20 protein-coding genes are annotated in these 22247 nt (G+C 42.7%); 6 read left to right on the forward strand and 14 right to left on the reverse strand.

Annotation, left to right across the window (positions count from 1 at the left end):
* Window positions 1-106: 106 nt before the first annotated feature.
* The 7 genes from N4A56_RS12675 to N4A56_RS12705 all read right to left on the reverse strand — a co-directional run bounded on the left by N4A56_RS12675 (window position 107) and on the right by N4A56_RS12705 (window position 7230).
* A complete protein-coding gene (locus N4A56_RS12675) occupies window positions 107-1198 on the reverse strand; it encodes a tetratricopeptide repeat protein (protein WP_295547768.1) in 1092 nt (363 codons plus the stop codon).
* 29 nt (window positions 1199-1227) lie between these two features.
* Window positions 1228-1602, reverse strand: coding sequence for a LapA family protein (locus tag N4A56_RS12680; RefSeq protein WP_293669517.1), 375 nt, complete (start codon window positions 1600-1602; stop codon window positions 1228-1230).
* 22 nt (window positions 1603-1624) lie between these two features.
* Window positions 1625-2110 carry an HIT domain-containing protein gene (locus N4A56_RS12685; RefSeq protein ID WP_293669515.1) on the reverse strand — a complete coding sequence of 162 codons (486 nt, stop codon included), beginning with the start codon at window positions 2108-2110 and terminating at the stop codon, window positions 1625-1627.
* Between the two features lie 8 nt (window positions 2111-2118).
* Window positions 2119-2598: a TIGR00725 family protein gene (locus N4A56_RS12690; protein ID WP_295547772.1), complete on the reverse strand. Its 480-nt coding sequence runs from the start codon at window positions 2596-2598 to the stop codon at window positions 2119-2121.
* 142 nt (window positions 2599-2740) lie between these two features.
* Window positions 2741-5413: a DHH family phosphoesterase gene (locus N4A56_RS12695; protein WP_295547774.1), complete on the reverse strand. Its 2673-nt coding sequence runs from the start codon at window positions 5411-5413 to the stop codon at window positions 2741-2743.
* Between the two features lie 2 nt (window positions 5414-5415).
* On the reverse strand, window positions 5416-6333 hold the full coding sequence (gene xerD, locus N4A56_RS12700) for a site-specific tyrosine recombinase XerD (protein WP_293669510.1): 918 nt from the start codon (window positions 6331-6333) through the stop codon (window positions 5416-5418).
* A gap of 15 nt (window positions 6334-6348) precedes the next feature.
* Entirely contained in the window at window positions 6349-7230 is an 882-nt protein-coding gene (locus N4A56_RS12705; RefSeq protein ID WP_295547776.1) for a sulfite exporter TauE/SafE family protein, read from the reverse strand.
* A 264-nt stretch (window positions 7231-7494) separates the two neighbouring features.
* Between N4A56_RS12705 and N4A56_RS12710 the strand changes: the two genes are divergently transcribed.
* From N4A56_RS12710 to N4A56_RS12725, 4 genes are all read left to right on the forward strand, one after another.
* On the forward strand, window positions 7495-9051 hold the full coding sequence (locus N4A56_RS12710) for a methyl-accepting chemotaxis protein (protein ID WP_295547778.1): 1557 nt from the start codon (window positions 7495-7497) through the stop codon (window positions 9049-9051).
* 206 nt (window positions 9052-9257) lie between these two features.
* Complete coding sequence (locus tag N4A56_RS12715) at window positions 9258-10424, forward strand: LL-diaminopimelate aminotransferase (RefSeq protein ID WP_293669505.1); 1167 nt, start codon at window positions 9258-9260, stop codon at window positions 10422-10424.
* Between the two features lie 8 nt (window positions 10425-10432).
* Window positions 10433-10909, forward strand: a complete 477-nt coding sequence (gene folK, locus N4A56_RS12720; RefSeq protein ID WP_295547922.1) for a 2-amino-4-hydroxy-6-hydroxymethyldihydropteridine diphosphokinase — start codon at window positions 10433-10435, stop codon at window positions 10907-10909.
* 22 nt (window positions 10910-10931) lie between these two features.
* Window positions 10932-11231, forward strand: coding sequence for a transcriptional regulator (locus tag N4A56_RS12725; protein WP_293669504.1), 300 nt, complete (start codon window positions 10932-10934; stop codon window positions 11229-11231).
* Between the two features lie 843 nt (window positions 11232-12074).
* Here the strand turns inward: N4A56_RS12725 and N4A56_RS12730 are convergent.
* The 3 genes from N4A56_RS12730 to N4A56_RS12740 are packed head-to-tail and all read right to left on the reverse strand — an operon-like array spanning window position 12075 to window position 15394.
* Window positions 12075-12986, reverse strand: coding sequence for a lysophospholipid acyltransferase family protein (locus N4A56_RS12730; RefSeq protein WP_366519920.1), 912 nt, complete (start codon window positions 12984-12986; stop codon window positions 12075-12077).
* 9 nt (window positions 12987-12995) lie between these two features.
* Window positions 12996-13628 (reverse strand): lysophospholipid acyltransferase family protein, encoded by a 633-nt coding sequence (locus tag N4A56_RS12735; protein ID WP_295547782.1) that lies wholly within the window; start codon window positions 13626-13628, stop codon window positions 12996-12998.
* Window positions 13628-15394 carry an ABC transporter transmembrane domain-containing protein gene (locus tag N4A56_RS12740; protein WP_293669501.1) on the reverse strand — a complete coding sequence of 589 codons (1767 nt, stop codon included), beginning with the start codon at window positions 15392-15394 and terminating at the stop codon, window positions 13628-13630. Before N4A56_RS12740 ends, N4A56_RS12735 begins: the two co-directional genes overlap by 1 nt.
* A gap of 122 nt (window positions 15395-15516) precedes the next feature.
* Here N4A56_RS12740 and yedF point away from each other — a divergent pair, with 122 nt between their 5' ends.
* Together yedF and N4A56_RS12750 are read left to right on the forward strand one after the other, a co-directional pair.
* Window positions 15517-16119: a sulfurtransferase-like selenium metabolism protein YedF gene (gene yedF / locus N4A56_RS12745; protein ID WP_293669499.1), complete on the forward strand. Its 603-nt coding sequence runs from the start codon at window positions 15517-15519 to the stop codon at window positions 16117-16119.
* A gap of 3 nt (window positions 16120-16122) precedes the next feature.
* Window positions 16123-17886 carry a pseudouridine synthase gene (locus N4A56_RS12750; protein WP_295547786.1) on the forward strand — a complete coding sequence of 588 codons (1764 nt, stop codon included), beginning with the start codon at window positions 16123-16125 and terminating at the stop codon, window positions 17884-17886.
* A gap of 37 nt (window positions 17887-17923) precedes the next feature.
* On the opposite strand, the gene lolA is transcribed toward N4A56_RS12750, so the two are convergent.
* The 4 genes from lolA to N4A56_RS12770 form a co-directional block, all read right to left on the reverse strand.
* The gene (gene lolA / locus N4A56_RS12755; protein ID WP_295547788.1) at window positions 17924-18550 is read right to left on the reverse strand and encodes an outer membrane lipoprotein chaperone LolA; all 627 of its coding nucleotides are present in this window, start codon (window positions 18548-18550) and stop codon (window positions 17924-17926) included.
* A 15-nt stretch (window positions 18551-18565) separates the two neighbouring features.
* On the reverse strand, window positions 18566-20914 hold the full coding sequence (locus N4A56_RS12760) for a DNA translocase FtsK (protein WP_295547926.1): 2349 nt from the start codon (window positions 20912-20914) through the stop codon (window positions 18566-18568).
* A 261-nt stretch (window positions 20915-21175) separates the two neighbouring features.
* Complete coding sequence (efp, locus tag N4A56_RS12765) at window positions 21176-21739, reverse strand: elongation factor P (RefSeq protein WP_293669496.1); 564 nt, start codon at window positions 21737-21739, stop codon at window positions 21176-21178.
* A 43-nt stretch (window positions 21740-21782) separates the two neighbouring features.
* Window positions 21783-22238, reverse strand: coding sequence for a type II 3-dehydroquinate dehydratase (locus N4A56_RS12770; protein WP_293669495.1), 456 nt, complete (start codon window positions 22236-22238; stop codon window positions 21783-21785).
* Window positions 22239-22247 lie beyond the last annotated feature (9 nt).

Genomic DNA, 22247 nt, shown 5'->3' on the forward strand with positions numbered 1-22247 from the left:
GACAGGGCGGCATGGTACCGTTTTGTTATCTGCTTATATAAAGGTAAAAAATGGCGTTGCCCAGAGACAACGCCATTTTCTGAAACATGTATAATTATCCGCCGGATTAGTCCTGAAGATAAATTCTGAATGCCGCGGTGTGCCAATTTCGACACTTGGGGCAGCTGTAAAATGTTTCGAAGCGCCGTATGCCACAGTGGCTGCATACAAAACGCTTAACATTACCAATTTGATTTACAAAGAAGCCAAGCTGGTTTTTGAACACTGGCGATAGGGGCTGCTCGTTCATTGCAAAACTTAAAAGCTCCATGCGGGCTGCCCAAAAATTAGGATTCAGCACCATGGTTTTAGCAAGCCATGCATTTGCCTCTTCAATATTTCCATCATAGAGATAGAAACGTGCACAGTAGTACTGGAGGATAATATCCGGTTCTTGCGTATCGAGAGCTTCAACCACTATGTTGCATAGCTTAGTGGCAAAGTCATCGCCGCAAGAAGCTGCATATTCATCAAGAGACGTATAGATATGTTCGAGCAACAAGAAACGCATACTCGGAGTAATGCTGGCTAATCCATCCTTTAAAATAGAACTGCACTTGCGGTGTTCGCACTTTTGAGCAGCAAGTGTGAATCTGGCAATCCATGCTTCAACAGAGCCTTTATATATTCGAAGTGCTTTGTTGAAAGCTTTTTTTGCTTCATTTTCACGACCAAGTGCTAGTAACTCTTCTCCATGCATAACCATATAGTGGGATTGCCCAATCTTGTGACCGAGTTTTCCGTATAGTTTTGAAGCATCAATAAAGTTACCAACTTCTGCATACAAAACAGCGAGAGATTGAAGGATCTCTTCTGTGTCACCAGCAAGTTTTCTTGCACGTTCAAAGGATTGTAAGGCTCTGTCCATAAAGCCGCCACGACGGTAGTCATGACCGAGTTCAAGAAAAGCTCGAACTCTAAATTCCTCATTAAGTCCGGGACGCGCAATAAGATTGTTACGCAGTTGTACGGCTCGCTCAATATCACCCTGAGTGCGGTACAGGTTACCAAGTGCTATGTAAATCTCGACTGCGTCGGGGTCATTGCGGACTGCTCTTGACAGTTCCGCGATAGTTTCTTTGGTATCACGTTCACCGTGTGGTGTTTCGAGCGTAGCAAAAACAGGTTTCCGTTTAGTGGGAATCAATCGACTCAGCATGGACATCAGCTGTCCTCCGTAAGTTGCGCTTACGCCTCAGTGTCTTTTTCCGGGGTACCTTCAGATTCAGGCTCAATCTCAGGCAGATTTGCTTTTTCATCAAGAGGGTTTGTGCGAAGAGCATTTACTTCTTTTTCAAGTTTTTTAACTTGCTTGCGTGCTTTGCGAACGGCGGAACCGAGACGAACACGTTCGAGCATGAAGAAGAAAGTAACAGCAAAGGCACCAAAAACAAAAGCACCCAGAATGAGAAAGTAGATTGGAAGTGGAATGGTTTCCCAAGATTTGTACAGCAGATCAATCTTCAGAGTGATAACCTGAGACAGTTCTGCTGTATTCTGCTGGAAGAAAACCATACAGAGGAAGAATACAACAACAAGCAAAAGCACCTTAATAAAACGCATAGACTACTCCTTATTACACACCCTACGGCAGGGCATCAAAATGAGGTTTCAATTTAGCATAAGTTCCCTGAAGATGTTCAGAGATAAGCCGTACATCAGCAAACGTTGCCATAAATGACGAATCACCATCCCAACGTGGAACGATGTGATAATGAAGATGTTCACGAATGCCAGCACCTGCGGAAGTGCCAAGATTGAGACCGATGTTGATCCCAGTAGGGTTAAATGTTTTTTTGACAATAGTGGTGGACAGTTGCAGCAAGTCCATCAATTCGTGTGTCACATTTGCAGCAAGTTTGGTGATGCAATTCGTATGTTCATACGGCATTACCATAATGTGACCCACGTTATATGGATATTTATTCATGATGATGAAGTTCTTTTCGCCTCTGTAAAGGATGAGGCGTTCTTCATCTTCGTCTGTGTGTTCAGGAATGCAAAATACACATGTATCGGGTTTGGGACCCAAAATGTAGTCAATGCGCCAAGGCGCCCACATATGTTGCATGTTATGTCCTAATTGCTTTCAAAATGAGTCGGGAAAAGGCGTATAACTGTTGCAATGGCTTCTTTTGCAGAAGCAACAGGGATAACCCCGTCTAAATTGTTCCAGCGTCCTATAGAAATAATTGTTTTGCCGGTTTTCATAGCCAGCGCAATTTCGGATAGCGTTCCCCATTCTCCATCAACTGCTATAACAGCGGCTGCATTACCTACAACAAGCGCATTTCGCATATTGCCAAGCCCCGTTGCTATAGGAACAGTGACAAAGGGGTTTGCTGCTGTAAGTTCGGCTCCCGGCAATATCCCGATACTGACGCCATTTCCGTCATAAGAGCCTTTGCAGGCAGCTTCCATAGCACCGCCTAGTCCTCCACATACAATCTCATATCCGTGTTGTGCAAGCAACAAGCCTATGTCATACGCAGTTTTGCATATGGACTTTGAGCCAGTACCTGAACCAATAATTGCGATGCGTGGGCGGTATTGTTGCATGATTAATGGTTGCTTCCTATCATTATTACCCCTTGCCGATTTACACGGGAAGCGGCGGAAGAGCAAGATTAAGGTTGCAAAAAGAGTATGCAAATTGTTGTAGTTAGTAGATTAAATCACCGTTTTTATCGCTAACTGTCTATTATTGCCTATTTTTTAACGCGCGATATGCAAAATCAAGTTGTTCTTGTCGTGTTGATATTTTTTCATCCAGTTTAGCAAAAAGAGTCTCTCTAAGCACCTCTCCATATGCTGGTCCTGGTGTAAATCCTAGCAAGTGTAAATCTTTGCCAGATATTTCCAATGTCGTACTTCGTAAGTACGCTAAAAAATATGAAATGTCTTTTTTAACTGTTTCAAACTTTGTGCGTGCCATCATATAGAGCACACCTTCAAGTGGAATAGGTGTGAGCGTTTTATACAGCTGGCTGTTTTTTTTCGGATGCGCTCTGTTAAGAATATTAATTGTTGATTTAACCGTAGCGCGTAATTCCATGAATTCAGAGTGCTGGCTAGAGGTAAGGTGAAGCCGTTCTATGACTTCTTCTACAGACTCAGCGTCAGATGCTGAAGTAAGCCCGAGCAAATAAATTATCCATGTTTCCGGATACGGTTTTGTGTACAGCATCCGATACCACTCTAAAACTTTTTCAATCTCTCTTAGCAGCGCATTTTTAGTTGGGGTCAGTTTCAATGTCGGGTGAATTGCTTCAAGAACTCCGAATTCGTGCATTCGTACTAATGATTGATGTGGGCTGATTTCGTCAAAAATCAATTGCAGTTCATGAAAAATACGTGAGCCGCTTAATTTCGTAACCAGTTTGAGCTGAAGAGCGTTTTTGATGAGCTTTGTCGTCTGTGGACCGATAGTAAATTCAAATCGAGTTTCAAACCGGATAGCGCGCAAAATGCGCGTAGGGTCTTCCACAAAACTCAACGAGTGGAGTACGCGAATAACTTTATCGCGAATATCTTTTTGCGCTCCGAAGAAATCTATGAGTTTCCCGAATTTATTATGGCTGAGCTGAATAGCGAGTGCATTGATCGTAAAATCTCTGCGGTATAAGTCCATCTTAATAGATGAAAGTTCCACCGTCGGCAGTGAAGCAGGCTGTTCATAATACTCCAGCCGTGCTGTGGCGACATCAAGCCGTTCTTCTTCTCCTGCTGCGTTATTGTAAATGATGATGGCGGTTTTAAACTTGGTATGCTGACGTACACGTCCGCCAAGCTTTTTTGCAAGCTTTTGGGCGAAGGCAATGCCATCGCCTTCAACAACTAAATCAAGATCAAGATTCTTACGTCCCAGCAACAAGTCGCGGACAAATCCACCGACAACATAGACCGCAACGTTTAATCGGTTGCCCATTTCTCCGGCCATAGATAGCAGCTCAAAATGATGTTCTGGGAGACGTTCTCTCAGGAGTGAGCGTACATTGCGTTCTTTCGTTTTGTCCGTAAAAAGCTTGTCGGGTACGCGGGAAGGCTCTTCAACTAACGTGTTTATAAGGTCTGTGCGGGTGATGACACCCATAAGCCGTGTGTCGATGACAACCGGAACCAACCGTTGCCGTTTGCCGACAATAATTTCCATCACTGGGTATAAATCGTCATCAGGTGTTACTGTTTGAAACTTTTTGTGCATGTAGGTACTTGCAGGTGCTGAACCTAACCCGTGTGAACAGGCGCGAACCGCTGTCTGGTATTCGAGATAACCGCTGACAACCGGATTTTGTTTACTTTCAAGCAGCGGAATTGCCTTCAGACCGAAGCGGTTCATGATTGCTTCTGCACTGCACATAGAAACAGTCTCGTATTCAAATATAGCAGGCGCGGTCATATGATCGCGCACAGTTTTTTCATGGTGAATCGAAGAGTAGAGCAGACCGAAAAGCTCGTCTTTGACTTCTGACAGTGGCTTATTTTTTATAGAAGCCGATGCCGCAAAATTATGTCCACCGCCACCTAAAGACTGGCAAATTTGTCCAACATTTACGGAGTGTATTTTGCTTCGTGCAACAACTTGTACCCGATCATTCATGCGGCATAGTGCAAATAGAACTTTGACTTGCTGCATGTCGATCATTTTATGTGCAAGTAACGCAAAATCTCGTACATAGTGAGGCACTGAGGTTTCAGCTATGACAACAGGAATACCGTTAATGTCGTGTGTTGTGGCAGATTCCAGCAGGCTGTTGAGAATAGATATTTGTTCAACAGTAAGCTCACGGGTTGTAAGCTCGGATATTGTGTTTAAATCCATGCCTTTTGATCGCAACCAGCCGCCCGCCTCAAAATCTTCTTCCGTCGTTGAATTGAAGGTAAAAGCGCCGGTATCTTCGTAAATGCCCAGCCCTAGCATTGTTGCTTCTTCCGGTGATAGTGAAATATTTTTTTCTTTTATCAGCAGGGTGATGATGGTCGTAGCAGAACCCCATGCCTTAACCGCAGAGAACGTGGCTGTAAGGTCATCATCCGAGTCTGGATGGTGGTCGTAAAGGTGAATTTCTAGATCAGGATTTTCTAATGCCGGAGCAACGTGATCTATTCGGCTGCGCTGCCTTGTATCCACAATGACAAGTGTTCTAACCGTAGAAAAATCAATGTCTTTCGCATTTTTGAAATTAAAAAGGTATGTTGCGCTTTCGATAAAGAAATTACGAAGGTTTGATTCTTGCGAACCCGGAAAAACGAGTACGGCATCGTCATAAAGTTTGCTTGCGGCGACGATTGCAGCAAGGCAGTCAAAGTCTGCATTAGCGTGACCGGTAATGAGGACAGGAGCCGGAATAAGTGGTTTAGGAATAGCGTTCACACTTACATCCTTGAACGGGGGTGGAATTGCTTGTGGATTTTACGGAGTCTGTCAGCTTGAACATGGGTGTATATTTCGGTGGCAGAAATGTCCGTATGTCCGAGCAGCAATTGTACTGTACGCAAGTCTGCACCGCCATCAAGAAGATGCGTTGCAAATGAGTGCCTGAATGTATGCGGGGAGACACTTTTATGCACTTCTGCCTTGAGCACATAGCGTTGAACTAATTTCCATATTGCTTGCCGTGTCAAACCTTTACCGGAGCGGTTGAGAAAAACAAAATTTTCAATTGGCGCAAAGTGTGGTCGCCAGTCACGCATATAAAGTTGTAAAACCTGCATAGCGGCATTGTGCATTGGTACAATGCGATCTTTTGAACCCTTACCGTGTACGCGTAGCAAGCCACTTTGTAAGTCAAGGTCAATCGGTTTTAATGTGACGCATTCAGTCACACGGAGACCGGAAGCATAGAGCAGTTCGAGTATTGCACGGTCACGGAACCCGAGCTTTTTTGTCGTATCCGGTTGTTCAAGTATCACTTTAACTTCTTCAACAGAAAGGACATCTGGCAGCGTTTTAGGAAGCTTAGGATTTTCCAGATATTGCACTGGGTTGGCATTAAGGTAGCTCTCATCAAAACAGTACCGGAAAAAGCCGCGTAGCGCGGATAAGTGTCGGGCAAGGCTACGGCTATTCAACCCGCCTCTACGAAGATGCATTATATAGAGGAAAATAGACTGATCTGTAACATCTTCAATTCGATATTCTTTTTCTTCCAAAAAGAGTAGAAAGCTACGTAGATCAGTTTCGTATGATGTAAGAGTATTTTCAGATAACCCACGGGTAACAAGAAGGAACTGCAAGTAACTGTCAATATAAGGATGACTGACAGGAAGAGCTTCATGAGGTTGCGTATTCATTATGGGTACTCGTAATTAAAAAAAATATTCAAAAATATATTTACCAGATGTTATTAGAATAAAAAGCATAAGGATTATTTTCAACGTATTAGCAGGCACGTACTTTTGACACATTGCACCAAAGTACATTCCGCCTACTCCTCCAATCCCAAACAAAATGCCTAAAAAATAGTCAGGCGCAATAGTTTGTGATGGGTATAGGAAAGCAAGCACCTGATAGATTCCGACTCCTGCAATGGATGTTACAAAAGTGCCCATGAGGCATGCACCGGCAATTGTGTAAACAGGAAGCCCAAAAAACGTTATAAAAAACGGTGCAATAATAGCGCCGCCGCCTATACCATAAATTCCTCCTACAATACCTACCATAAAGGTAAGTAAAAAAATACCGATAGTAGAGGCAGAGAACGTTTTCGTACCAAAAGTATATGAGATTCGTTTTATGGAAAATTCTACTATTTTTGTTTCGCCGACAATTTGTTGCGGCTGAACCTGTGTTTTCTTGAATTTCACTGAACTGAAAAGCCTGTATCCTATGTAAAGCAATACGCACCCGACAAACAGCTTAAAGTCTTTAGTGTCTGGCAAGTAGGCAACGCGAATAATGGCTCCAATAGCAACTCCAGGAAGAGTTCCCGCAATAACAGCCCATGTGAGCGGCCACACCATTCTACCTTCGCGCATGTAACGCAAGACACCACTCGGGATAGCAATAATATTAAATAATTGATTTGTCGCGCTTACTGATGGACTTGTGTATCCGAGCACAGACATTTGAAAAGGAAGAAGTAAGAATGCGCCAGAGAGCCCGCTCATCGAAGTAAAGAAGGATATAACAAAAGCTACTGCTGGTGGAATCAACGGATGTACTTCAATTCCGGCAATTGGAAACAACATATCTACTCCGTCGCGTGTCTAAAGGGTAATACGATACTAGCTTTGCTATAGACATGCTACACTACAGACTAACATGCCCGCAACACATAGAATGTGTGTTTATGCTATATCTTCATGCAGTGCTTTATTATGTCGATAAAGGCAGGAATACATTTCTTTTGTATAAATTTAAAAATTACTATAACGTTTTCTACTAGAGCGGTATAGTTTCGGGATTCAGAGTCTTAATTTTGACGTAAGTAAATTCAGTAAGGAATAATTCGCATGTGGAATTCAAAAAAGATTCAATATCTCGCAATTGGCGGAATATTTTTCGAACTCGTGTTTAGCATTTTTTTGTATTTTGAAAGCGGTTCCACCTCGCTCGCGTTTGTTGCATCGACACTCGTTATTATCAGTGTGTTGGCTTCAGTGTTCTTTGGGGTAGCAGGAACGGAACAGAATGATAAAAATGTGCAAAAATATATTACTGCCATTTTAAATGAACAATTCGACGCCGTTCCGCCAGACTGTTTGGCGCATAATACTACTTTTTTACTCGTCGATAAACTTATTCAAGAGCTCAAACGAAAAAAAGGAGTTCTGTTAGGCGTTATTAATGGGTTACCTGTACCATATCTTCTGGTTGATACAGAAGAAAGAGCGCTTTTTACTAACCAAGAATGTATGGATATGCTGGAGATTGATGAATCTCCAGAATCACAGTTAGGCAATACCCTTGGTGAAATTTTTTATAATGACAGAACGCGTGAAACCGCGGTTGGGCAATCAATAGCAACTGGAAAAATATTCAAAAATTTAGAAGTTACTATTAAGGGTCACAAAGGCGGAGAATGTCACGTTCTTGCGAATGTTTTTCCGTTGTATGATCTTGACGGAGTTTGTGTTGGCGGGCTTTGCCTGTATCTGAACATGACAAAATTAAAACAGCAGGAAGAAAATCTGCTTAGGCAGCATGAGCTTATTGCCGCAGCCGCTGAAAAAGTGTCTGTTATCACAGAACGGTTGACCACATCATGCGCAGAAATTTCTACACAGGTTGAAGAATCTCATCAGTTGTCCATTACACAGCAAAATGGAACAACAGATGTTGCAACAGCAATGGAACAAATGAATGCTTCAGTAATAGATGTTGCTCATAGTGCTACTGAAGCTTCTGAATTAGCTGAATCAACACGCGGAAGCGCGGTTCAAGGCGTAGAGGTTGTGCAGCAAGCTCAGGATGTTATCGCAAAAGTGCATGAGCACTCTACAGAGTTGCAGAGCGACATGCACGAGCTTGGCAAGCACGCTGAATCAATCGGTGAGATCATTGACGTAATTAATGATATCGCCGATCAGACAAACCTGCTGGCTCTGAATGCTGCTATTGAAGCAGCCCGTGCCGGAGATGCTGGTAGAGGGTTTGCGGTTGTTGCTGATGAAGTACGAAAGCTTGCGGAAAAAACAATGCAGGCGACCACAGAAGTTGGCAGAACTATTGATGCTATTCAAATGAGCGCTGAAAAGTCTATTACCTCTACAGTTTCTGTTTCTGATGCAATTGATGAAAATACTCGTCTTTCAGCAGATTCTGCGAAGGTGCTCGACACTATTGTGTCTATGGCAAATACCACCGCAGATAGAGTGCGCGAAATTGCTTCTGCTACAGTAGAGCAATCTTCAGCCAGTGATCAAATTTCATCGGCTGCAATGCAGATCAACGGTCTAGCAAACAAGAACACGGCAGCTATGCATGAATCTGCAAACGCTGTGAATGAAGTTTCGCTGCTTGCAGCAGAGCTGATGACTCTTGTGAACGAATTGCGCAATATCAAGTAATATTGTGATAATTTTTATGAGATCTGGAAGGAGTTCAGGCTAAATTGCCCCGTGTAACGGGTTTGTTGACCGAGAATTTATCTCAATGTATATAGTTATGAACGCAACAGCGTTTTTTCTATGATTAAGTAAGGAACAGGGCTTATGGCAGAGCCCTTTTTTCCCGACCGGTAACGGGATATATACCCTAAGGAGAATGCAAAGCTATGGCAGAGTTCAAGCTTGCTGACCGTTTGGCCGCAGTGCCACCATATCTGTTTGCACAGATAGACAAAGTTAAGGCTGAAGTAGCCGCTCGTGGTGTTGATATTATTAGTCTTGGAATTGGCGATCCAGACACTCCGACACCTCAATTTGTTCTTGATGCCATGCGCACAGCGCTGGATGACGCGGCAAACCATCAATACCCTTCATATGTTGGCATGAAAGAGTACCGTACCGCGGTTTCTGATTGGTACAAAACTCGTTTTGATGTTGACCTTGATCCAGATAATGAAGTGGTAAGCCTTATTGGCTCTAAAGAGGGTATTGCGCACTTCCCGCTGGCGTTTGTGAACCCAGGAGATCTTGTTCTTGTTTGTACCCCGAACTATCCGGTGTACGGCATTGCAACAGAATTTGCCGGTGGTACAGTGCAATACGTACCGCTGTTAGAAGATAATTCTTTCCTTCCTGATCTTGATGCTATTGATGAAGCTACTTGGGAAAAAGCTAAAGCTATCTTTATCAACTACCCGAACAACCCGACTGCTGCCACAGCAGACGAAGCTTTCTACAAGAAGCTTATCGGGTTAGCTAAAGCATACAATGTTATTATTGTTGCGGATGCAGCTTACACAGAAATTTACTATGACGATAACAACAAACCTCTTTCTATTCTTGAAGTAGAAGGGGGTAAAGATGTTGCTATTGAGTTCAACTCACTCTCAAAGCCTTATAACATGACTGGCTGGCGTGTGGGTATGGCTTGTGGTAACGAGCAGCTCATTCATGGGCTTGGTAAAATTAAAGAAAACGTAGACTCTGGTATTTTCCAAGCTGTACAGCTTGCAGGTATTGCGGCGCTTCGAGATGGCGAGCCTTTTGTAGCTGGTCTGCGTGATATGTACAGAGAGCGTCGTGACCTTGTTGTGAACGCGCTGCACAAAGCTGGCATTAAATGCAATGTGCCAGATGCAACTTTTTATGTTTGGTCACATGTTCCAGACGGATTCACTTCTTCTGAATTTGTTACCAAAGTTCTGGAAGAGACTGGTGTAGTACTTACCCCTGGTAACGGTTTCGGTGCTCCGGGCGAAGGGTACTTCCGTATATCTCTTACAGTAAATAATGAGCGTCTCGAGGAGGCGGTATCTCGTATTCAGAAACTGTAGTTGCATTTATCTGCCTTGGCTCAAATATGGGCGATACAGATTTGCATCTCGCAAACGCCATAGCTGAAATTGATTCTTTAGATGGGGTACGTGTAACGAAAAGTTCTTCAATTTTTCGAACGGAGCCTCAGTTAAAAAAAGATCAGGCATGGTTTGCAAATCAGGTTGTATCCGTCGAGTGTTCAGAGTATGTAACTGCTCATGACCTTTTGAACAGCTTGCTGGAGATTGAAAACACACTTGGCAGAGTTCGCGAAGAACGTTTTGGTCCTCGTGTGATTGATTTAGATGTATTGCTGTTCGGCAATGAAGTAATTGAATCGGAAGACCTTATTGTACCGCATCCGCGAATGACGGAAAGGGCATTTGTGCTTGTTCCGTTACAAGAGATTGCGCCGCAGTTACATTTTCCAGACGGTAGAGGGCTTGAAGAGGTTCTCGGCATGCTGGAATACAAGGTAGATGCTAATCAGATCTGGCAATAATTTATCGCAAGGGAGATCTCGCGTGATTAAATGGGTAGTTCTTTTAGTTTGTGGCTGGCTGCTTTTTAAGCTGGTTACAAATGACAATAAGAAAAAAGCAGATAAAAAACAGAAAGACATGGAAAAAAAAGTTGCAACTGGTGACATGGTAAAAGATCCAGTCTGTGGCGCATTTGTTTCTTTGGATCAGGATATTCGTATCCGTGATGGAGAAACAATCCATCGTTTTTGTAGCTACGAATGTAGAGACAAGTTTTTAGCCCGTCTTGAAGAATCAGGTCGAGCGATCTCCAAAGAAAGTAAAGAAGAGCCAGCTGATTAGTTGAATAGCTATAGAAGCAATGAGCCGGAAACTGTAATGGTTTCCGGCTTTTTTTGTGTCATATGACTGGCTATGGAAATTTATGAATTGTGTTCCTTTTTGACCATTGAAGTGCGTTTACGCTGAAGGGACATTTTCGGAAGTGGCTTGCAGTAGAAAATATGTATTGCAGAGAAAGTTTGAACCGTGATGAGCTTAGCTGAGTTAACCTAAGGATTGCGTTTTGATCGTAGTAGAAATGAATTGTGGCATGTCTTTTTAATATCTCTGAAAGCTGGGCGAACAGTATAATGAAAATTAAAGCGTTGATGGTTAGATCTCCAAAGCAGGAGAGACGGTAATTTTTCAGCATAATTTCATGTCTCATAATGTATATTATGTTAACTTTAATATAAAAATACGCTAAATATTCAATATGTTAACGATTTGTGGATTTCTGTGAAACATACGTTATGAAGCTCTTTTTTGTGTATCGCTCAAATTTGCGTTTTAAGGCTTGTTTTCGAAAAATAAGGGATATGGCTACGATTTTAAAAAAAAGATGTGTCTACGGGCGGCTCTATGCTGCTTATTTGCCAGAATAAAAGACTGTATTTCCTGTTATTTCAAGGTGTTCTGGCTTTTATAGCTCATTTAAAACTGATTGGATGGGATCTTTAGGGCTAAACAACGCTAGAAAAGCACTTTTTTACTGTTTGTAATGAGAACATAAAAAAAAATTTCGACAGCCTTCGGCTGAAATGAAGAGACAATTCCCTTCTATCTTCTTGATAAGATAAAAAAGAAGAGCTTCTGAGTATTCAAAAGCTCTTCTTTTTGGTTTTGTAACGTTATGGTAAGAGATTAGCTCATTGTACGTGGTAAAATAAAATCGCCAGCCTTCGGCTGGGTCTTCCAGCGTTTGTGCATCCAAAACCATTGTTCCGGATATTTACGGACAATTCGTTCTACAGCATCTGTATAAAATCTCGTAATTTGCTGAAGCTTTTCTTCACGAGTACCTTCAAGGGTTTCAGTATCAAGCGCTGGTTCTATAATAAATGTATATCCGCCCTGCTCATTTCGAACAAGAAATGCAGGAAGCACAACTGCTTTTCCTCGTAAAGCCAAAAAAGCCGGTCCAGAATTTACGGCGGCAGTTTCACCTAAAAAGTCAGTAAAAATAGCCTCTTTGCGTTTAGTGTTATGGTCAACCAAAAAAGCCGCTATTCCTTTCTTTTTAAGTGATCGCAGCACACCGAATACAGCGTTGCGGTGCGAAAGAACTGCTGCACCGCGCCCACCTCGTAACTTGAAAATCAGTTCGTTGAGGTCTTTATTTTTATTGGTTCGAACTACTACAAGAGGTTGTGCTCTGTGTTCGATTGTCCCTATTTCACCCAAAAGCCCTGCCAAAACCTCCCATGCACCCATGTGGGCAGTGGTTGCAATGATCGGTGAGTTTGTTTCAACAAACGTTCTAAAGGCATTTTCAGGATCTTGAATTACGAGATCGTCGATGAATTGCTTATTAACTTTGGGGACAAGAAAAATTTCTAAAAAAGATCGACAGTTATGGATAAAACTTTTTTTGCCGATTTCAGTTGCTTTTTCCGAACTGACATTGAGGTGACGCTGAATAGCCTCGATGGCAAGTTTTCTTCGTTTAGGCAGGCAGGTCCACATGACTGTCCCTAATGCACTGCCCAATACTTTTGAACTGTGGACAGTCATTTTTGTGCCCACTGTGTAAATTGCTGAATATATTGGCTTCACAACACACCCTTAAAGTAATGCTTTAAGTTTATCTTCTAATCGCTGCCGTTCTTTTTCAAGATACTCATCGCTTAATTTCCCTTCTTCAAGGTCATATGGCTCACCAAAGATGATTTTGACCTTTGAAAATGGCAACGGTATCTGGAACTTGTCCCAAGCTTTTTGGAAAATATAGGAATTTTCCATTGCTATCCGAATTGGAACAATTTTAGCGTTACTTCTGTGGGCAATAAAAATTGCACCTTCTTTAGCCTCGTGCCGCGGACCTCTTGGTCCGTCTACCGTAATGCAGCCTAGGTGCTTTGAGGTTCTCATAGTTTTAGCAACTCGCAGCAATGCCTTGACTCCACCGCGGGAACTGGAACCTCTGCTTGTAAGAAGTCCTAGTTTTTCAAGAACCTGTGCAAGGATTTCACCATCGGAACTTTGACTGACGACTGCAATAATTTCTAGTTGGCGGCGTGCATGCATCAGTGGAAAAAGTTCATCATGCCAAAGGCAAGTGACCATAGGAGTTCCAGCATCCCATAATTCATCAAGCCGTTCTCGCCCTACTTCTTCATACTTAAGCGTTTTGCACCATATTTTATAAAGGTGATAAATTGCAGTAGAAATAAGCGGGATAGGTACAGGGATTTTCACTAAGCAAGCTCCTCATGGCTTTCAAACTGCAATGTATACAGTCGTTGGTACAGCATGCTGTTTGCAAGCAAAGATTCGTGAGTGCCCTCGTCTACTACTTCTCCATTTTTCATTACTAAAATTCTATCAGCAGAAATAATTGTAGAAAGGCGGTGCGCAATAACAAGGCTGGTGCGGTCTTTCATCAAGTTTTCCAGTGCCTTCTGAACAACTTTTTCTGATTCTGAATCCAGCGCACTTGTAGCTTCATCAAGAATGAGTAAAGGAGCATTTTTTAATAAAGCTCGTGCAATGGTAAGACGCTGTTTCTGCCCACCAGAAAGACGAACGCCGCGTTCACCTACGACTGTGTCGTAGCCATCAGGGAATTCGGTAATAAAGTCATGCGCAAAAGCAGCCTTTGCTGCTTCTTCAATAGCTTCTCTACTACTGTTTTCAGATGAATAAGCAATGTTGTCAGCAATTGACGTATCGAACAAAAATGCATCTTGTGAAACTATTGCAACATTTTTTCGTAATGATTTAAGAGTGAGGCTGCGTGAATCTACACCATTAATTAAAATACGTCCTTGCTGCTGTTCGTAGAATCGTGGCACAAGATTGACAAATGTTGTTTTGCCAGCACCACTTGGTCCTACAATTGCAACTTTTTCGCCTTCTTTAATGGTGATATTAATATCCTTAAGAGCGGGCTGTCCGGTTTCATCGTAGCTGAACGTAACATCTTCAAAAGCTACTTCGTGGACACCATCGATTTGTTGTGTGCCGTCTTGCTCTACAACAATATCTGGCGAATCGAGAATTTCGAAAACACGCTCCGCGCCTGCAAGGGCTTTTTGAAGTGAGTTGTTTGCAGAAGTTAATTCTTTTACCGGGTCGTACAACATTATAAGTGCAGCAACGAAGGAAAAGAATGTGCCAGCAGTTTGCTCACCGGCAATAACCTGAGAGCCGCCGTACCAAATAACAAGCCCGATGCCGAGTGCACCAATCAGCTCCATAATTGGAGAAGACATTTGCCCGACAATGGTTTGCTTAAGGGCTAAACGAGCAATTCGGCTATTTTCAACGCGAAAACCGGCTTTCTCCCCTTCTTCGTTTGCAAATGCTTTAACAACACGAATGCCGCTGAATTTTTCCTGAAGAAAAATAGTCATTGCAGAAATAAGTACCTGATTTTTTTTACCAAGTTTTCTAAGCTTTCTGCCAAAGTGAATAAATGGGAATAAAGCCAGCGGTAAAACTAGCACAGCCCACGTTGCAAGGTAGGAATCTTGATAGAAAACAACAAAAAGTAATCCTATCATAGTCAAAAATTGACGTATCCCTTTGATAACGGCAGGAAGGCTACCGCGAATTTCTGCCACGTCGTTAACAACGCGGGACATAAGCATGCCGACCTGTTGTTCTTCGTAAAATTTGAGTGGTAGACAAATTATTTTATCGAATAATTCGTTACGCAGCTTTTCAAGAACTTTCAAACCACAATATGTCATAAAGTAGTTCTGCGAGTAACGCCCTGCGCCTTTTGCCAGAACCAAGATGAAATATGCAAATGGAATCAGCAACAAGTAGTCGCTGTTTTTATTGATAAAAATATCATCAAGGGCGGGCTTGATAAGATATGCTGATGCGCCAGTAGTCGCCGCGACTACTGCCATTGCGATAAGCGAAATGAGGATAGATAACTTGTATGGTACAAAATATCTAAGAGTACGTTTTAGAAGTTTTGCGCTGTTTTTCGGCAGTTTTTTGAATTTTGCCATGAGTTGGGTTTCTCCCCGCTGAACTTGTATTTGGATTTTCAATAGTTTTTTGCAAACTATATTGTTTTTTTCGATTTGACGACTTGCGAGTCTGCGTATCTATTAGTATGAGGAGGCTCGCAATGAGTAATACTGAATTAAATTGTCTTTCCCTGTCCTGCCCTCAGCCTGTTATCCAGTGCAAAAATTTGATCGAACAAGAAGCGCCATCAGTTTTCACTATATTAGTTGATAATGATGCTGCAAAAGATAACGTAGTACGGTTCCTTTCTTCGAAGGGATATTCTGCAAAGTCAGACCAAATTGACGGTGGTTGGCGAATTCTTGCAACCGCATCGGATGCTCAGCCATGTGAAATTCTCACAGATGAAGAGCTAAGTTCAGTAGACAGCAGTATATGCGTTTTTATCACTTCTGCCACTGTCGGCACAGGTGATGATGTGCTTGGTGCTAAGTTAATGAAGAACTTCTTAGCTACGTTGCCAGAACTTGGCAAGTCTTTGTGGCGGATTGTAATGGTCAATGGTGCTGTTACCCTCGCCGTAGAGGATAGTCATGTTTTGGAAGAATTAAAAGCCCTCGAAGCAGCTGGTGTAGATATTTTAGTTTGCGGAACTTGCCTTGAGCATTTTGGCATTCTGGATAAAAAGGCTGTGGGTGAAACTACAAATATGCTGGACATCGTAACCAGCATGCAGGTAGCTGCAAAAGTTATACGACCATAATATATGTCAGAAAAGAATAATAAATTTTCGTCTCATAAGACTGAAGACCGACGTAGAAGTCGGACTGGCTTTGGTGATCGTTCCGAGCGAACCCCATCAGGAAGCAATGAAGAACGCCAGCATGATGCTGATACCACAAAAAAGCGTAGTTCACGTTCCTATTTTGATAGCAACGGAAACTACAAAGGTCGCCCTATCGATGATGGGGATGGCAATGGTAGACGCAATACATATAACGATTTGCCGTCTCGTTCTCGATCTGGACGCGGTGGTTACCGTCGCGATGACAGACGTGATCGCAATGAATCTCCTCGCAATCGTCATGATCGTTCAGGTTCTGAAGGTCGCCCACAGCGTAGTGGTTACCAAGGAAGACCTGTAGAACGTACTGAAAATAAACGAAACCGTTTTGAAGAAAAGTCAGACCGTTCTGATTTTCGTCGAAGTGATCGCAGCTCTCGTGGCGGTGATCGTCACCGAGATTCTCGCTGTGATGGTTCACCGGATTCCCGAGGACGTTTTGAGTCTCGTGAACGTGGAGAACGTCGTGATCGCAGTGATTCATGGGGGCGCTCTGATCGTGCTGGTTCATCAGATTTTGAGCGTCGTCCAAAACGTAGCGGTTATCAAGGGCGCCCTGTAGAGCGCGATGAGAATAAGCAAAAACATTTTGGTGAAAAGTCTGATCGTTCTAGTTTCCGCCGAAATGACCGTAATTCTCGTGGTGGTGATCGACATAGAGACAGCCGCCGTGATGACTCACGTAATTCGAACGGACGTTTTGAATCTCGTGACCAGAATCAAAATCGTAGAAATAATGTGCGGTCTACTCGTTCGCAGCAAGGTAAACGCGATGGAACTGAAGCATTCAGCAAACGTCCAATGCGTTATAACCCGAGCGAAAAGGGTGAATCGCAAAACAGCCGTTCTGAATCACGCGGCAAGGTGACTAACAACCGCCCTTCCCGTCCAGAAAAAAAGCCGTTTGTTCCAGCTAAACCTAGCGTACCAAACCTTAATGAGCCATTGCGTATTAATAAGGCGTTGGCTTTTGCAGGGATTTGCTCACGCCGTGCTGCTGATGATCTTATTGCTCAGGGCGTGGTTTTTGTTAATGGTAAGAAAGTTGAAGAGCCTGGTGTAAAAATTATACCAGCATCTGATGTGTTAGAAGTCAATGCAGAACGGGTTATGTTTAACACAGAAAAAGCAGAGCCGTTATATGTACTGCTTCATAAGCCTGTGCAAACTGTATGTACTGCAAATGACCCAGAAGGACGCCCTACTGTTCTTGATATTCTTCCCCAAGAATTTAAGGAAAAGCGTATCTTCCCAGTAGGTCGGCTAGACTTCTTTTCGACTGGTCTTTTGTTGCTTACTAACGATGGCGAATTAACTCACAGACTTACCCACCCCAAATGGCACCAGAACAAGGTCTACCGTGTCCGTGTTCGAGGTGATGTCTCTGAGCAAGTTTTAGATACATTCCGCAAAGGAATGACACTGGAAGAAGGTGAAAAGCTTGCACCAGTTGAGTGTAAAATACTCGCTCATGATGAAGGTAACACTCGTGTTGAGATGGTGCTCACTCAGGGGATTAATCGACAGATTCGTCGAATGTTCCGTGATGTTGGGATGACTATTTTAAATCTTCATCGTGTTAAGCTTGGACCAATTGAACTCGGCGAACTTGCTAAAGGCGAAAGTCGTGAGTTAACGCAGGAAGAACTAGCAATGCTTTATAAAGCAACTGGCTTGAATAAATAAGTAAATAAAAAAAACGAGTGGTTTCCCACTCGTTTTTTTATTTTTTTGTATTGTCTTCCACATCTACTCCTTTAGGCGGAGTAAAGTCAAAGACGGAATCATTTACTGCTTTATCAAACTGAACATTTTTAAACGTGATGTCGTTTATGTTTCCGTAAAAATCAATAATGCGCAGTCTTGTGATAACGCCGGTCGATTCATCTAACCAGAGTTCGGCCTCTGTCAGATTGGCTGTTGGCTCTTTAGGAAGAAGTATGTAACTTCCATTCTCTTCTTCGACGTAAAAATCGTTATCAACTTTTGAATCACCGAGCAGAAAACGTAAGGCATTTTGACTTTCGTCTGCGAGATCTCGCGGATATTTGTAGACAACTTCTTCGTCTTCAAGATAATTCCAAACTGCATTTTTATTAACAATAAGCAATTCTTTTGATGGCTTACTTGTTACCCAGCGAACTAACTGCGGACGTTTAATAGTAAAATGTCCTGTTCGAACATTTTTGCTGCCGCTGTCTTTATGAATAAGGGTTTGGACGAAATCAGCAGTAATAGTCTGCGCTTTACCATATGTTTTAGTGAGAGACTCAAGCCCTGCATGTGCACTGCTTGAAAATATGAATAAAAAACAGATAGCTACTATGTACGTGGTGATGTTTCGATTCATATATTTTTCCTATAATTAGCCGGTTGGTTGTTCTTTTTTTGCTAGAACTGTGCGTGGTTTACTGCCATCTGCGGGACCAACAATTCCATCTTGCTCCATTTGTTCAACAAAACGAGCGGCTTTGTTAAATCCAATTCGGAACCGACGCTGAATAAGAGAGATAGATGCCTTGCCGTTTTCTATAACAAAGGCAACACATTCTCCATATAAAGGATCATCAGCTGCGCCGTTTCCACCATTTGCCCCGCCATTCATTGAGCCGGAAACATTTCCGGTTCCTTCAGATGCCCATTCAACAAAGTCAACTTTGTATGCTGGCGGCATTTGTTTTTTCCAGTGAGAAACAACAGAAGTTACATCATCGTCACTTACAAATGCACCATGCATTCGGGTAAGCCGTCCGCCTCCCGGTTTGAACAGCATATCACCTTTTCCTAATAAATGCTCTGCGCCGACAGTATCAAGAATTGTTCGGGAATCGTGTTTGCCAGTAACCTGAAATGATATTCGACAAGGGAAGTTTGCCTTGATTAATCCGGTAACTACATCAACGCTTGGTCGCTGTGTTGCCAGAATGAGGTGGATACCTGCGGCACGGGCAAGTTGAGCTAGACGAACAATACTTGTTTCAACTTCTTTTGCAGCTGTGAGCATAAGGTCTGCAAGTTCATCAATTATGATGACCATGTATGGGATAGCTTGCAGGTCAGCGAGATTTTCTGGTTTATCATCACCCATTTGCTTTAGCTTTGTATTATAACTTACAATGTTTCGCACTCCCATGCGCGACATCGCTTCGTAGCGCTTATCCATTTCATGCACTGCCCAGTCAAGTGCATTTTTAGCTTGGGACATATCCGTAACAACTGGGTGAACCAAGTGTGGTAAATCTGCATATACTGCAAGCTCGATTCGCTTTGGATCGATAAGCAAAAGTTGTAATGATTCAGGGGTTGTCTTGAATAAAAGACTCATGAGCACAGAGTTGATGAACACACTTTTACCTTGACCGGTAGCACCTGCTACAAGCAGGTGAGGCATTTTTGCAAGGTCAGAAGTGAATGGAATTCCTGAAATGTCTTTACCAATAGCGAGAGTCAGTGGGTCCTTTGAGCTGACGAATGCATCTGAAGCAAACAGTTCTTTTAAAGAAACAAGCTCTCGAATTTCATTTGGGATTTCAATGCCGACAGTATCTTTGCCCGGAATTGGAGCCTGAATGCGAACAGATACAGCACTCAAAGCCATTGCAATGTCGTTTGACAGGTTAGCAATTTTGCTTACTTTTACCCCTGGTGCTGGTTTAACTTCAAACATGGTAACAACGGGACCAGGGGTGATGCGCTGTAATTCACCATGAACATTGAAGTCCTCCAGACATTCCATGACAAGGCGCCCTTTGGTTTCCAGTACTTCACGTGGGGTTGTTTCAATTTCATCATCGTTATTGGTGAATAGATCAAGTACCGGCAATGAAACTTTTTTATTTTTCTTGCTGTTAGTGCGCTTCACTTCTGGGAAATCCAGTTCTCCCTCGAAAGGATTTCCATCACCAATAAGCGAAGCCTCTTCGTCTGTTGCTTTGATTGGTTCGTCAATAATAACAGAACTGAACTCTCCTGAAGATGAGTCATCCATTGATGCAATCTCGTCCCAAATTTCTGGAGAAGTGTTTTCTTCGGGAATATCAAGTGCGGGCAATGCCTTCTTTGCCTTATCTGTTTTTTTGCTAAACAGTGCACGGCGTGGCTTCTTTTGAGAAGTAATTTCGACGAGTTTTTTTGATTTTGCTTTTTTAACAGGCTTAGGTGCTTTAGGCAGTTGTGGTAGCTCAAAATTATTACAATTTTTTTTGAGCCAAGCGAACATTCCTGCCCACGTACCACCCATGACAAGTTGAACTGCACACAGTGTGACAAAAATCCAAAGCAAGGTGCTGCCTATTGGTCGCAGGTAATACCAGCTGACTCCAAAAAGAACATCTCCCAGCAGTCCACCGCCTTGAATTTCACCGACAGTCATTGGAACAGCGGAACTCAGAGAACAAAAGCTGATGCCGAACAGCAAAAGCCCAGTCCACCGCCACCATTCAAGACAAATTTTTGCAAAAAAACAGCGGACGCCGGATGCAACAAACCCGAGAGCCAAAAAATATGACGCAAGACCAAGCATATCGACAAGAATCCCTGAAAGATATGCTCCGAATAGCCCTGCGGCATTATTAATAGATTTAGGCGAACTTACGATATGGTTGAGGCTTGGGTCAGCCTGACTGAAAGTTATCAGGCTAATAGTAAGCAATATGCCCCAGAACGTGATGAATAAAGCAAAAAGTTCGCGAGTTATACGTTGCGTATTCGTAATACCATCCTCCAATAGAGTGATACCATCAAATGAATCATAAAAAAGTTACGACAGACTGAGACACTCTAACCAGCTTGTTTGTCTACAATCTGACAGTCATTTCTATACTGTAGTCATATTATGGTCTGCAATCAACAGCATATTTTTTCAAACTGTTGATATGAACAACTTTTTTCAATTGTTAAATGGTATCAATAAAATAAAAAAACGCGCTTCAACTGAAGCGCGTTTTTAGTATCAGATTGGTGCAGCAACCTGAAATTATGAATTTTCACGACCAAGATATTCGCGGGTACGTGTATCAATTTTAATTTTATCACCAATATTGATGAATAAAGGAACGTTTACTTCAAGACCAGTTTCGATTGTTGCTGGTTTTGTTACGTTAGATACTGTATCACCCTTAGCGCCCGGCTCTGTGTGTGTAACTTCAAAGATTAAAGCTGCTGGTAATTCCAAAGAAAGTGGATCACCATTGTAGAGCATTACTTTAACTTCCTGACCGTCTTTGAGGAAGTTTTCTGCGCCCGCTGATTTCTCTGTACTCATGTAGTGCTGCTCGTAAGAGCTAAGGTCCATAAGCACAAGGTTGTCGCCTTCCATGTAGAGGTACTGCATTGCAGAGTGCTCGATATCTGGACGACCCACTTTTTCGCCGGAACGGAATGTGTTGTCAACTACACGACCTGTAAGGAGGTTGCGCAGTTTGGTGCGAATCATAGCACCGCCTTTGCCCGGTTTGAAATGCTGGAATTCAACAATTTCATATGGAGTGCCGTCTAAAAGAATTTTAAGACCGCGTTTGAAATCAGTAGTTGAGTACATGTGTCCTCCAAGTAGCTCCGATATATGACCGGAAAATTAAACTCTAATATTCAAGGTGCTGAAACAAGGCTTGCACTGCAAGCGCATAGCTCATCATGCCGAAACCGGCAATAGCACCAATTACGTGACGACCAATTAAACTTTTCTGCCGTAACGGTTCTGAGCGAGCAAGTACATTACTCAAATGCACTTCTACCACCGGCAGTTCAATCCAGGCTAAGCAGTCGGCTAAGGCAAGACTTGTATGAGTGTACGCTCCGGCATTAAACACGATACCGTCAATGCCTTCTTCTCTTGCCTGTTCAATACGGTCGATCAATTTGCCTTCTGAATTATTTTGATAAAGTTCTAGGGAAACGCTTTGGGAATTTTTTCCAAGAACTTGTTGAACAAGTTCAGGCAAAATATCCATAGTGTTGTTGCCATAGATTTCCGGTTGTCGCTTTCCTAGTGCTCCTAAATTGGGACCATTAAGAATCAAAAATTTGTAACCGGCCATGCGTACTCC

Source organism: Halodesulfovibrio sp. (genome assembly GCF_025210605.1).
In the GTDB taxonomy this organism is placed as follows: Bacteria; Desulfobacterota; Desulfovibrionia; order Desulfovibrionales; family Desulfovibrionaceae; genus Halodesulfovibrio.